We start from the raw sequence: 13561 nt of genomic DNA, 5'->3' as shown, positions 1-13561 counted from the left end.
TATGGGAAGTTATATAGTCAAACGGATATTGCTCGCCATACCCTTGCTGTTCGTCATTTCATTGATAACGTTTGTACTCATTAATCTTTCGCCCCTGGACCCCGCGGTAGTTGTATTACAGGCACAGGAGGTTCCTCAGATCACGGATGAATTAATCGCCCAAACGAATGAAGCATTGGGGTTCGATAAACCGTTCGTCATTCAGTATGTGAATTGGTTGATTGCCTGTATGCAGTTTGACTTTGGCAGCTCGTATGTATCCGGTGAACCGGTGTGGTCCCTGGTTGGTCCTGCATTCCTGAACACATTAAAATTAACGCTGGTATCATCGGTGTTCATTATTGGATTCTCCATCCTGTTGGGTGTGATCTGTGCCATGAGAGAAGGGAAAGCCGTTGATAAATCGGTCAGAGGCCTCTCGTTTATCCTGACCGCAATGCCATCTTACTGGCTCGCAGCCATCATGATCTGGACTTTTTCCGTCAAGCTGGACTTGTTGCCTACGAGCGGAATGGATTCGTTTAAAAGCTACATTCTGCCGGTGATTGTGATTACGGTGAGTTATACAGGCATTTATTTTAGAACAGTCCGGAGTTCGATGTTAAGCAACATGAATGAGGATTACGTGCTCTATGGAAGGGCAAGCGGCTTAAGTGAGCGGAAGGTGACCCTGCATATTTTACGAAATTCGCTGCAAGTGGCGGTATCCATATTTTGCATGGCGATCCCCATCGTGCTCGGCAGCACCGTCGTGATTGAGAATGTGTTTGCCTGGCCGGGACTTGGGAGGTTGAGCGTGAGGTCCATCCTCAATCGGGATTTCCCGATTATTCAGGCGTATGTTCTTATTTTGGCCGTAACATTTGTGCTGTTTAATACGATTTCTGACGTGATCAATGCGGCGATGAATCCCAGATTAAGAAAGGATCTCTAATGCGATTATTAAGAAATTTGAGCAAAGACAAGCTTGCGATGACATCGCTCGCTGTCATTGTGATCATTATTGCTGCGGGCATATGTGCCCCGTTGTGTGCACCCCATGATCCGGAGGAAGTAAATATGAAGCTTCGATATGCTTCCTCCTCCTGGACCTATTGGCTAGGAAATGATCACTTGGGCAGATGTGTGTTATCCAGACTCATTTATGGTATTCGTCCCAGTGTGCTATGGGTTTTGGTAGCCTTGATGATATCTGTGCTGGTCGGAGCTGTCGTCGGATTTATCGCGGGATACTTCAAGGGGAAGATAGATGCCTGGATCATGAGACTTTGTGATGTCATGCTGTCTTTCCCGGGATACGTCATGACACTGGCAGTGGTCGGCATTTTGGGTGCGGGACTTGAACATATTCTGATTGCGTTTGTGGTCATGAAATGGGCGTGGTTTGCCCGCGTTATTCGAACATCCGTGATGCAGTTCTCTGAGATGGAGTATGTGAGATTCGCCAAAGCCTCTGGCATTAGCAGCTTTAGAATTATAACCAAGCATATTGTTCAGGTTACATTTGCCGATGTTGCGGTAATTGCCAGTGGTTCCATGTGTTCGATGATGCTGCAGATCTCGGGACTTTCCTTTCTGGGTTTGGGAATCCAGGCCCCTCATGCCGAATGGGGGATGATGTTGAATGAGACAAGGGAAGTCATGTTCTCCAGACCGGAGTTAATGCTGGCACCTGGACTTGCCATTGTGATTGTCGTATCGGCCTTTAATTTTTTATCGGATGCGCTTCAGGTCGCTTTGGACCCCAAATTAATGACTTCCCAAGGTAAGCTTCGTAAAAAAGAGGTGGGAAAGGCCGTTTATGAATATAGTAGAGGTTAAACATTTGAAGATCTGGGATGCCAATACGGACAAGGTCATTATTCATAACAGTTCATTTCAGGTCAAACAGGGAAGCTGTCTGGCCATTGTCGGAGAAAGCGGAAGTGGCAAGTCCGTCACATGCAGGTCCATTATGCGTTTGAATAAACCCTGGATTCGCCAATCCGGAACGATTCTCTTCAAAGGCGAGGACATGAACCAGCTTTCTGAACAAGAGATGAGACGAAGAAGAGGCAAAAAACTGTGCATGATTCTGCAAAATGGCATGAGAGCATTTGACCCTTCTTGTGTAATCGGTGTCCATATCCGGGAGACGCTACAGACGCATTTCGACTGGAATAGCAAAGAGAGCGAACGGAAGATCATTAGCGCCATGGAAAGCGTCATGTTAAAGAATCCGCAGGAAATCTTGAATCAATATCCACATCAGCTATCAGGTGGCATGTTGCAGCGAATTATGATTGCATTGGCACTCGTGTTGGAGCCGGATCTGATCATTGCGGATGAACCCACAACAGCATTGGATACGATCTCTCAATATGAAGTGGTTGAACAATTGATTCTACTACGCGAACGAATGGGTTGTTCCATGCTGTTTATATCCCATGACCTCGGTGTGGTCCAGAAGATTGCAGATGAAGTGATGGTCATGAAAGACGGTGCCATTGTCGAAAGTGGGCACATTCGGTCTGTTTTTACGAAGCCGAAGCATGCCTATACTCAATATTTGGTTTCCACCCGGTTGGAGCTGAGCAATCATTTCAGGAAATTGATGCAGGGAGGGGATATAGATGCTCAAGGTGGATGGGATAGAAAAGTCCTATAAACAAGGCGGATTATTCTCCAAACAAAGGCAGCTGGTGTTGAAAAAAGTTGCATTTGAATGCCAGCATGGCGAATGTCTCGGCATCATCGGCGAAAGTGGGAGCGGCAAGTCGACATTAGGTCGTCTGATTCTGGGCATCGAGAAGCCTGATCACGGGCGTATTTTATTTGAGGGGAAAAGCGTGAATGAACGCCGCGTGAGAAGGGGCAGCATCAGTGCCGTATTTCAAAATTATACGTCCTCCATTAATCCATTTCTCACGGTGGAAGAAGCCATTATGGAGCCTTTGAAGGCTCATAAAAAAGTGGAAGCGGATATGCAAAGCAAGGTGGATACGTTGTTGCATCAAGTGGGATTAGACTCGTCCTACAGGCTCAAATATCCGCATGAACTATCCGGTGGAGAGGCTCAGAGAGTATGTATTGCGAGAGCCATATCTACTGAACCCCGATGCATTGTATTCGATGAATCCATCAGTTCTCTGGACGTGTCTGTGCAGATTCAGGTGCTGCGATTGTTAAAAGAATTGAAGCAATTCTATCAGATGAGCTACGTGTTCATTACGCATGATATTCAGGCAGCAGCCTATATTTGCGACAGGGTTATTATTTTCAGGGACGGTCAGATTGAGGAAATGGTGCCTATTGAGCAGCTGAAGGATGTTCAGTCCGATTATGCCAGGAAATTATTAACCTATTTAATTACGTTTCAGGGGGAGGACCAGGGATGAGTGGAGCGATGTCATGGCCGTTTCTGCGTTTGTACATCCTGGTTCTTCTGTATTTTAGTGCAAATGCAATTCTTAATGTCATTATTCCTTTACAGGGTGAATCCTTAGGGGCGAGCAGTACAACCATTGGGCTGATTATGGGCGCCTATATGTTTACAACTATGTTTTTCAGGCCATGGGCAGGTCATATCATTCAAAAGCGCGGACCAATCAAAGTACTTCGTTTTATTCTGATTATTAATGGTTTTGCCCTGATTTTATATACGTTTACGGGGCTTGGAGGCTATCTGGTCGCTCGTATTTTACAGGGGGTATCAACGGCTTTCTTTTCCATGGCTCTGCAAATTGGCATTATTGATGCTCTGCCGGAGAAAGACCGTTCCCAGGGAATTTCCTATTATTCGTTGTTCAGTTATATTCCTGGCATTGTGGGTCCTGTCCTCGCGTTAGGGATCTGGCAGACAGGCGGTATGGAATATTTTACAGTCGTTCTGATCGGTATGGCCGTCTGTACAGGCGTCTTCGGGTATACCGCCAAGATGGACAAGGGCAAGGAGCAACATGCTGCTGGAAATCCATCGGAGCAGAACGTAAGCATGTTTCAATCCTTTCGTCAGTTGGTGCAAAATCCATTCTTGTTTAGATGCAGTGTACTGATGCTAAGTGCTTCCGTTGTATTCGGTGCCATAACGACCTTTATTCCCCTGTACGCCAGTCAATTGCCAAGCGGCAATGCGGGTGTCTATCTGATGCTTCAGGCAGGAACCGTTGTGCTCGCCCGGATGTTGTTACGTAAAAAAATCCCCTCCGATGGCAGGTGGCATGCTCCTTTTATCATGGGAACGATGCTGCTGTTGGCAGTAGCCGCACTATGTGTAAGCTGGGCAAACACGGGAGGAGCTGTCCTTTTGTATCTAGGGGCCATCTTGATGGGTATCGCTCAATCCATTCTCTATCCAACGTTAACCACCTATTTATCCTTTGTGCTGCCACAGTTGAATCGGAATGTGTTAATCGGTTTATTTATTGCGACAGCAGATCTGGGTGTATCTTTGGGCGGTGTGCTGATGGGACCGATCGCTGATCTATCCTCCTATTCGTTTATGTACATGATTTGTGCTATCCTAGGGGCGGTAATGATAGCTTTTGCCTATGAACGAAGAAAACCAGTCACAGATATGTCTGTGGGTTAACTGCCATATAAATTGAACTAAAGAATGTTTACACTTGCCACTCCGATGACAGAACAACCTTCCGATCGCTGTTATCCCCAGATTTTTTTGATATCCTTTTCAGAAGGGAAAATCCGGGGATAAAGGCGAACGCTCCGCTTCTTCAGGTTTTTTCAGTCCTCTCCGTTCTCGTGTAAAAGTTTAGTTCAATCTATATAGAAGAAAGTGGGGTAACGGTTTGAGGTCTTCTGTGACGGCGAACGGCACATTAAATCCGGTATCCTTTTCGTTTATCCGGTTTTATCTGTTGGCCTTTTTATTTTTTGCCGCGAATTCGGCTTTGACGATTATTCTGCCTTTGCGGAGTGAAGCAGCAGGATTGAACCAGGCCGAGATTGGACTGATGATGGGGGCGTACATGTTTACATGTATGCTTCTAAGGCCTTTTGCAGCGCAGCTTCTGGGGCGTTACGGTCCGCTCATGGTAATGAAATGGTTATTGGTTTTGCATGCCGCAACGTTGCTGTTGTTTGTTGTGTTTGGTGTGGAAACATATATGTGGCTGCGGGCGCTGCAAGGTGTAGCCACGGCCTTTTTTTCCATGACGATGCAGACTGGCATTGTGGAAAAGCTGGAGGATAAGGACCGGGCTCAGGGATTGTCCATGTATACCCTTTTTACGATGGTCCCGTCTCTGGTCATTCCCATACTCGCCATCCAAATCTGGGAAAATGCCAGCGATATCTGGTTTACTATGCTGATGATCGGTTTGGCGGCTCTTCCGCTCCTGATCGGCTATAACGTAGACTTGCCTCGAAGCACGGTACAGAATAAATCGTATACGCTCGGGGATATGGTGCGGTCATTCGGCGGCATCTGGCGCAGCACACCACTGTTGATCAGCAGCGTAGTTATGCTGTTTGCATCATGTGTATTTGGAGCCACGGCGACCTTTCTTCCGCTGTATATGGCATCGAACGGGAAGGCGAGCGCAGGGGTATTTTTAACAATCCAGGGACTGGTCGTCATCTTGTGCAGATTCATTCTGCGTAAAAAAATCCCTTCCGACGGCAGTTGGAATACATGGCTGATGGCGGGGGTTCTGTTATGCGCGGCACTGGGAACCCAGTTGCTCGCTCTGTCGGAGACGATCGGTCCGTTGGTTTACCTGTCTGCGGTTTTCAGTGGTTTTGCCGTGGCATTGCTGTACCTGACATTAACCTTTGTCATTTGTGCTGCCGGCCGATTCCAGATATGTACTGATGGGTATTTTCATGTCCTCGTATGATCTGGGCTTCTCCCTTGGCGGGCTTGCGATGGGACTAATTGTACAAATAAGCTCGTATTCCACCATGTTTACGATCTGCACGCTGCTATCCGTTGCAGCCATGATTCTCGTCGTGGCTTTCAGGCAACGAATGGAAGCAGGTAATAGGGTTAAATCTGTGGTGGCAACCTGATTGTATGGCATCTATAAGAAAAAAGTTAAAGGTGTATGGACTGACTTTTCTGGAGACGTATCATTATGATGCAAAGCTACAGGAGGCAGGTCATATGCCTTTTTTTGCTGAGGTTATTCGATTTTTCATTAAAAATGATTTGACAACATCGCTCAACAGGATTATAGTCATTGTTGTTAATCGTAATGATTACTATTAAGGTCAGGGACATATGGACCACAACCATAAGGAGTAGATACACATGACACAAAAGCAGGTTCCGGTAACTGTTCTTAGCGGTTACCTCGGTTCAGGTAAAACAACCGTTCTTAATCACGTACTGCACAATCGGCAGGGGCTCAAGGTCGCGGTCATCGTTAATGACATGAGTGAGGTGAACATCGATGCCGCTTTGGTGAAGGGTGAAGCGACATTGTCGCGTACTGAAGAAAAGCTGGTAGAGCTGTCCAATGGCTGCATCTGCTGCACTTTGCGGGATGATCTGATGCAGGAGATTGAGAAGCTAGTGAACGAAGGCAGGTTTGATTATATCCTGATTGAATCGACAGGTATCAGTGAACCTGTGCCGGTGGCACAGACCTTTACATATGCCGACGAGGAGTCGGGTATTGATCTGACAAACCTGGCAAAGCTGGATTGTCTGGTAACCGTCGTTGATGCCCATCGATTCTGGCATGATTTTGCCTCAGGGCAGAGCCTGCTGGATCGGAACCAGGCTACAGGTGAGGAAGATACCCGCGATGTTGTGGACCTGCTGATTGACCAGATCGAGACCTGTGATGTCCTGTTGCTGAACAAATGTGATCTGGTCGATGACGTGAAGCTGAACAAGCTTGAAGCTGTCATCCGCAAGCTTCAGCCTAACGCCAAAATCATTCGGACTGTGAACGGACAGGTCAACCCGTCTGAAATTTTAAATACAAGTCTCTTCGACTTCGAGAAAGCGAGCATGTCTGCCGGATGGATTCAGGAGCTGGAGAAGGAATCACATACACCGGAGACCGAGGAATACGGTATTGGTTCCTTCGTGTATCGTCGTCGAAAACCATTCCATCCTTCTCGTCTGGCTGAATTCATGAGCTATTGGCCGGAAGAAGTGGTGCGTGCAAAAGGGCTGGTTTGGCTCGCGGCAGAAGGGGATGTGGCTGCAAGTCTGAGTCAGGCGGGATCGTCGATTCAGTTTGGCCCTGCTGGACATTGGGTTGCGGCACTGCCGGAAGCGGACAAGGAAGAAATTTTGCGTACGGAGCCAGATGTGCTGGAAAAGTGGGATGCGCAGTGGGGAGACCGTCAGACCGAGCTGGTCATGATCGGGATTGAAATGGAGCGCGCCATCATTGAAGACGAACTTGACCAATGTCTGCTCAGTGATGAAGAAATGCAGGCCGACTGGGGGCATTTCGACAATCCTCTGCCTTGGCCAGTTGAAGTCGTATAAAAATAAATTTATAAAAGGAGCTGTAATCCATGGCTAAAAAATCAAAAGTGGTACGTGAAAAACAACGTCAGGTAATCGTAGCCAAATATGCGGAGATACGCCGGGAACTGAAAGAAAAAGGGGATTATGAAGCACTGCAGAAGCTGCCGCGCAATGCTTCTCCGACTCGATTGAAAAATCGTTGTGAACTGACAGGCCGCCCGAGAGGATATTTGCGCAAGTTCAAGGTATCGCGGATTGTGTTCCGTGAGCTGGCTCATCAAGGGCAAATTCCGGGCGTCACGAAGTCAAGCTGGTAAGACGTATGCATGATTCATTTGATTATGATTGTGTAATTGTGGGAGGGGGGCCAGCCGGAATCGGCATGGCCTCTGTCCTGCAAGATTTGGGAATGCCTCGTTTTACCGTGTTGGAACGGAGTGAGGTGGGGGCAACTTTTCTGGCGTGGCCGGAGGAAATGCGTCTGATCACCCCTTCGTTCACAAGCAATGCCTATGGCATGATGGATCTGAACGCCGTGGCTTTGAATACGTCTCCGGCGTACACACTGGGGACAGAACATCCTACAGGGTTGGAGTATGCGAAGTATTTGCAGGTGGTGAGCCAGTTTAAGAAATTGCCTGTGCAAACGGGGGTAGACGTTTCGGAGGTTATTCCGGAGGAGAATGGCTTCCGGGTCGTGACATCCAATGGACAACTGCGCACACGCTATGTCATCTGGGCAGCAGGTGAATTTCAATATCCGAGACTGGACCTGTTTCCTGGTGCCGAGTATGGTGTGCACAGCAGTTTATTTTCCAGCTGGACGGCGGTTCAGGGAGAAGAATGTGTCATCGTTGGTGGCTATGAGAGCGGTGTGGATGCAGCCATTCATCTGAGTAAACTGGGGAAAAACATAACGGTAATCGACCGAAACGGACGAGGACTCGCCAAAGGCAGCAGTGATCCAAGTGTGGAACTAAGTCCCTATACGAAGGATCGCCTGCGCGCGGCGATGATGGATAAGCGAATACACATGATGCAAGGTTATGAGGTCAAGTGGATTGAACCGGATGAACCGGGCGGTTATGTCCTCTATTGCGAGAACGATTCCGGAGAGTCCCACTTGCTTAAGACGCGTCAGGCACCTGTTCTTGCGACTGGGTTCCGCAGCAGTTTGCACCTGATTGAGAATCTGGTCGAGCGCAACAAGGAAGGTCAGCTGCAATTGGGAGCGATGGATGAATCGACGATTGCCCCAGGACTGTTCATTACCGGACCACAGGTCATACATGCTCAACTCCAATTTTGCTTCATTTATAAATTCAGACAGCGCTTTGCGGTTGTGGCCAAGGCCATGGGTGAGAGACTCGGGTTGGATCTGACTCCGCTGGAAACCTATCGCAAAGAAGGCATGTTTCTTGATGATCTGTCCTGCTGCGGTGAAGACTGCACATGCTGAGTTCGGTTCTGGAACAACCCGAAGAACTTCGTAAAGTGGTACTGGTTGGCTTCGAATCCGCAGGCAAATCGGCTCTGTTTCGGGGACTTACGGGCAGAGATACAGGCGAGGAATCCAATGTTCGGGGCTCCACGGTGACCGTCCGCAGGGCGGAGTTGCTTGAGCACCAGCTTGAGCTGCTTGATACACCTGGAATCCGGATGAAGGATGACAGTGTCACGACCATGCTGACGTTAAAACAGCTCGCAGCCGGTGACACAGTGATCTTGGTCATCCGCGGCACAGATGTGGTGCAGGAACTGCCTTTACTACTGGGCATGCTGGATGTCACAGGCAAAAATGCTGTATTGGTGCTTACGTTTGCCGACAAATGCGGTCCCGGATTATCGGCTCAAGTTGACTATTACCGTAAAGGTCTGGGCATTTCCGTTCTGCCGATCAATACAAGGGAAATGGATGTAAACGCCCAAGACCTGATATGTCGGGCGATTGTTTCTGCCAGACCCATGAAGAAGCATCTGGAGCTCGCATCACCTCCTGAATCCCCTGTGATCGAACCGCAGACAACGATGTTTGAGCATACGGTTTGGGGACGTTTTGTGGCTTTGGCTGCACTGGTATTATTATTTGCAGTTCCGGTGTATGTGGCCTATCTGTTCTCCGGCTGGATACAACCGCTCGCAGATGCCTGGATTCTTGAACCACTCCATCGCATGACTGTGGGATTATGGAACCCGCTACAGGCGATAATGCTCGGAGATTACGGCATGATTAGTCTGGGATTGTATTCGTTTATATGGGCATTTCCGGTCGTATTCCTGATTGGGGTCAGTGTGGCGGTGACGGAGGAGAGTGGACTGAAAGACCGGATTACCGACTCGCTGGATGGGTGGATGCGCAAAATCGGCTTGAACGGTAAGGATCTGATTCCGGTCCTCAGTGGTTTTGGATGCAATGTCGTGGCTGTGTTCCAGAGCCGTACATGCAGCTCCTGTACACGAAAGGCCTGTGTTTCAATGATCTCCTTCGGTGCTGCATGCAGCTACCAGATTGGAGCTTCTCTATCCATATTCAGTTCGGGCGGCAAGCCATGGCTGTTCTTTCCTTATATGCTTGTACTGGTACTTGCGGGCGCACTTCATACTCGTCTGTGGAATCGAAATCGGCTGGATGACACGCTCACGCTCCCATTACATGCCAACCGTACATTTCTGCAAAAGCCATCATGGCTTTCCGTAAGCTGGCGCGTTCGGTCTGTAATGAAACAGTTTCTTGTGCAGGCGATGCCTATTTTCATCGGTATTTGTGTGGTGGCTACGTTGCTGGAGCAGACGGGGGTGTTGACTGTCCTGACTGGCGCATTGACGCCGGCACTTGCGATCTTTCATCTGCCGGGCGATGCTGCGGGCGGCATTTTGTTTTCCATTTTGCGAAAAGACGGGTTGTTGGTGCTAAATCAGAATCAGGGTTCCTTCGTTGAAGACTTGAGCGGCGGGCAGCTATTTATTCTTGTGTACCTGGCCTCCACGTTAACGGCATGTCTTGTGACAATGTGGACCATTCGCAAGGAGTTGGGAGCAGCCTTTGCCGCACAACTGACAGGCAGACAGCTCGTAACGTCACTAGGCAGCGCACTTGTACTGTCATGGGTGTGGAACTGGATTGCATAACGATGTTGACGAAAGGGTGTGATCTCCATGTTGGACTCGTTTACCATTCGGAGAATTCAATCGGTGATGAACGGTTATATCCATGAGAAGGTCCCGGCACCACTGCGCACCATGGTGAAATTAACGTATGAGATGAATGACAATGAACTAATTTTGACCGAGGAAAGGCCCGCTGAACAACCGTATCAGTGGGACAAGATGCATATTGCCCGATTTTACTGGGAAGAGAATCAGTGGAAGGTATATGCCAAAGACGAACACAGTAGCTGGAATGTGGTAGACGTTATTGAGCCTTGTCCTGATTTTGAAGATCTGCTGGAGCAGGTTGAGCGGGACGATGCGGGTCTGTTCTGGCGCTGAACCCACGGCGTTTAACGGAAATATGTGATGGAGGGAGGGTTTGTAATGCAAAAGGTACAACAGAATAACAGGATTAGCCGAGTAGTGAGCGATTCTTTTATCATGCCGGATAAAGCCGAGCGTTTGCGGTTATTTGGCTCCGTTGATTCGATACAGGGAGATAAACCTGTACGGAAAGAAGAGATGAAAGATTTGCAGAATAGCAAAAATGATTTTCTGTTTGAGCTGCAACAAGTCGGTATTGATCAGGTGAAGTATCCCCTGGATGTCATTTCGGCCAAAGATCCCGTTCGATTGTCCAGCATCGGAACGTTCCGGCTAACGACTTCGCTGGATCGCGAATCGAAAGGCATTAACATGAGCCGCTTGATGGAGCAGCTTCAGCACAGTCGCGGTGAAGGGCTGAGTGACCGGATTCCGGATCTGATTGCGCTGACGCAACAGATGGCCGAACAGATGAATCAGCCGAAGGCAGAGCTGAAAGTGACCTATCCCTGGTTCTACGAACGAAGTGCCCCCGTAACCGGTTTGTCTGGACTAAATTATTCTTTGGCTACGGTGCATGTCATCTGGGAAGCTGAAAAATCCCCTGTTCTAAGAACAGGTTTACATATACAGGTCACGACGTTGTGCCCATGTTCGAAGGAAATCAGCGAATATAGTGCACACAACCAGCGGGGGTTATTGCGTATTCAGGTGCAAGCCAACCCGGGAGAAGCGTTGCCGGGCTACTGGAAGGAAGAACTGCTGAATGTGGCCGAATCCAATGCAAGCAGCTGTCTTTACCCCATACTCAAAAGGCCTGATGAGAAACGGGTCACAGAACGTGCATATGAGAACCCTCGGTTTGTGGAAGATATCGTCAGGCTGGTGGCGGCAGATCTGTATGAGAAGCACTGGGTAAATAAATTTAAGGTAGACTGCAAGAACGAAGAGTCCATTCATCAACATGATGCCGTAGCTCGTATCGTATATGACAAGTCGAGATAACGATAGCGTGATGGCTATGGGGTCATTTTATATCACTTTACAATATGAAGAAAAACAGAAGAACAACCGTCAGAGCTTCAGCGGCGATTCTTCTGTTTTTTCTGTGATCCCATGAGCAATCCAGGTGCCATTGCGCTAGACTTCGTACAAAATTTCACCCGTTCGGGATACATCATACCCCTCAAATGATTGAAGTTCGTGCCTGAATTCCGGTGATTGCAGAATGCGCAGTACCGATTCGGTCCACGCTTCGTTACCTTGTTTCTTCAGCATTACCAGATCATAACGTTCCTGAACAAGTGGAATAAAATCAACCTGACCGACAAGTCGTGCAGCCTTCTCGCTGCCGATCCCTACATCGGCTTCACCGGAACTGACCTTGGCAGCTACACCCATATGACTAGTTTCTTCCACGTCATACCCAATCAGATGGGAAGCAGGGATGCCATGTAGACGCAATTGTTCATCCAGCAATACACGTGCACCCGAACCTTTCTCCCGGTTAGCCAATCGCAGCTCAGGCTGCTTCAGATCTGTCCAGTTCTGCAAGCCGCGCGGGTTACCGCGTTGTACGTACAGCCCGGCAGGCCGTGTCAGCAGATTGACGACCACATACGACCAGCCAATCAGGATTTTGCGAATGTAGGGCAGATTATATTCTCCTGTATCTCCATCAAGCAGATGGGTACTGACCAGATCGGACTCCCCGCGATACATAGAGATCAAGCCATCGAGACTGCCCATGAAAGAACGCAGCGGACGAATATCCCGTGTTTGTTTCTCCATATATCGCATGAGAATATCGAGGCTGACATCTTGTCCCGTAATGACCAGATGACGGGCCGAATGGGCTGACGAAGTGTTGACCGTCATGGAAGTTGAAGCTGGGAATGTCCCTCTGGATAGAGGAGAAGCATTTGCAGCGGGATGAACGGCATGATTGGTCGGATCGGTTCCCATCCCGGAATAAGATTCAGAGGGGTGAACTGAATCCACAGCGGCCCGGTGCGCTGGCGATTGAAGCTGCTTGGAGCGCTGTTTATAAGCCTCCAGATCGGTGGCATCAACTCGCATTTGTTTGCCGACGCGATAAGCGACGAGGTCTCCTTTTTTGATTAGATCGTAGACCGTCAGTTTGGATATTTTGAGTAGCTTGGATATTTCTTCGGTGGTATAGGATTGCTCCTCAGTCATCAGTGAAGATCCTCCTTCAAGGTGCAGATCATAACTATATAACCTCAACTAATGAATATTTACACTGGCACTCCGATGACAGAACAATCTTCCGATCGCTGTTATCCCCAGATTTCTTTGATCCCTTTATGAAAAGGGGAAATCCGGGGATAAAGGCGAACGCTTCGCTTCTTCAGATTATTTCTGTCCTCTCCGTTATGGTGTAAATGTTAGTTGAACATATATATTCAGATTTTAAACTATATTCGTTCATCAACGCTCAACAACCCGGATAAACGCTGGGGTCTCTTGTACTATACCATTAACAGCCAGAGGGGATAAACTCGCCCACCACAATTCAGCTATCGATGGCTTGCCCTTCAACGGGTGTGTCAAAGACTACCTTCCTATTTCAATCATCTTATGTATAATGAAATATAATTAATTATATCTAGTTATAACTAAACATAACATCGGGGG

General features: G+C 48.3%; 14 protein-coding genes. 13 read left to right on the top strand and 1 reads right to left on the bottom strand.

What is annotated here, in order from left to right:
- The first annotated feature begins 1 nt into the window (after position 1).
- The 13 genes from opp1B to folE2 all read left to right on the top strand — a co-directional run bounded on the left by opp1B (position 2) and on the right by folE2 (position 11908).
- On the top strand, positions 2-934 hold the full coding sequence (gene opp1B / locus AC3ITG_RS26270; protein ID WP_489251818.1) for a nickel/cobalt ABC transporter permease: 933 nt from the start codon (positions 2-4) through the stop codon (positions 932-934).
- Positions 934-1821, top strand: coding sequence for a staphylopine uptake ABC transporter permease subunit CntC (gene cntC / locus AC3ITG_RS26265; RefSeq protein WP_489251817.1), 888 nt, complete (start codon positions 934-936; stop codon positions 1819-1821). Before opp1B ends, cntC begins: the two co-directional genes overlap by 1 nt.
- Entirely contained in the window at positions 1802-2647 is an 846-nt protein-coding gene (gene cntD, locus AC3ITG_RS26260) for a staphylopine uptake ABC transporter ATP-binding protein CntD (RefSeq protein WP_489251816.1), read from the top strand. The genes cntC and cntD overlap by 20 nt, the downstream gene beginning before the upstream one ends.
- The gene (locus tag AC3ITG_RS26255) at positions 2613-3377 is read left to right on the top strand and encodes an ABC transporter ATP-binding protein (RefSeq protein ID WP_489251815.1); all 765 of its coding nucleotides are present in this window, start codon (positions 2613-2615) and stop codon (positions 3375-3377) included. Before cntD ends, AC3ITG_RS26255 begins: the two co-directional genes overlap by 35 nt.
- Positions 3374-4570: a staphylopine family metallophore export MFS transporter CntE gene (cntE, locus tag AC3ITG_RS26250; protein ID WP_413373380.1), complete on the top strand. Its 1197-nt coding sequence runs from the start codon at positions 3374-3376 to the stop codon at positions 4568-4570. The genes AC3ITG_RS26255 and cntE (AC3ITG_RS26250) overlap by 4 nt, the downstream gene beginning before the upstream one ends.
- 217 nt (positions 4571-4787) lie before the next feature.
- Positions 4788-5837: a staphylopine family metallophore export MFS transporter CntE gene (gene cntE / locus AC3ITG_RS26245; protein WP_489251814.1), complete on the top strand. Its 1050-nt coding sequence runs from the start codon at positions 4788-4790 to the stop codon at positions 5835-5837.
- Positions 5824-6009, top strand: a complete 186-nt coding sequence (locus tag AC3ITG_RS26240; protein ID WP_489251813.1) for a hypothetical protein — start codon at positions 5824-5826, stop codon at positions 6007-6009. Before cntE (AC3ITG_RS26245) ends, AC3ITG_RS26240 begins: the two co-directional genes overlap by 14 nt.
- 241 nt (positions 6010-6250) lie before the next feature.
- Positions 6251-7447, top strand: a complete 1197-nt coding sequence (locus AC3ITG_RS26235; protein ID WP_489251812.1) for a GTP-binding protein — start codon at positions 6251-6253, stop codon at positions 7445-7447.
- A gap of 29 nt (positions 7448-7476) precedes the next feature.
- Entirely contained in the window at positions 7477-7746 is a 270-nt protein-coding gene (gene rpsN / locus AC3ITG_RS26230) for a 30S ribosomal protein S14 (RefSeq protein ID WP_413373377.1), read from the top strand.
- 5 nt (positions 7747-7751) lie between these two features.
- Entirely contained in the window at positions 7752-8888 is a 1137-nt protein-coding gene (locus tag AC3ITG_RS26225) for an NAD(P)/FAD-dependent oxidoreductase (protein ID WP_489251811.1), read from the top strand.
- On the top strand, positions 8882-10558 hold the full coding sequence (locus tag AC3ITG_RS26220; RefSeq protein ID WP_489251810.1) for a nucleoside recognition domain-containing protein: 1677 nt from the start codon (positions 8882-8884) through the stop codon (positions 10556-10558). Before AC3ITG_RS26225 ends, AC3ITG_RS26220 begins: the two co-directional genes overlap by 7 nt.
- A 27-nt stretch (positions 10559-10585) precedes the next feature.
- Positions 10586-10918, top strand: coding sequence for a DUF3024 domain-containing protein (locus AC3ITG_RS26215; RefSeq protein WP_489251809.1), 333 nt, complete (start codon positions 10586-10588; stop codon positions 10916-10918).
- 45 nt (positions 10919-10963) lie between these two features.
- Entirely contained in the window at positions 10964-11908 is a 945-nt protein-coding gene (gene folE2 / locus AC3ITG_RS26210) for a GTP cyclohydrolase FolE2 (RefSeq protein WP_489251808.1), read from the top strand.
- A gap of 135 nt (positions 11909-12043) precedes the next feature.
- Here the strand turns inward: folE2 and AC3ITG_RS26205 are convergent, their stop codons facing one another.
- Positions 12044-13102, bottom strand: a complete 1059-nt coding sequence (locus tag AC3ITG_RS26205) for a helix-turn-helix transcriptional regulator (protein WP_489251807.1) — start codon at positions 13100-13102, stop codon at positions 12044-12046.
- Between the last annotated feature and the right edge of the window lie 459 nt (positions 13103-13561).

This window comes from Paenibacillus sp. GL_099_B, from assembly GCF_057835695.1.
This window is presented reverse-complemented; position numbering and strand designations above follow the sequence as displayed.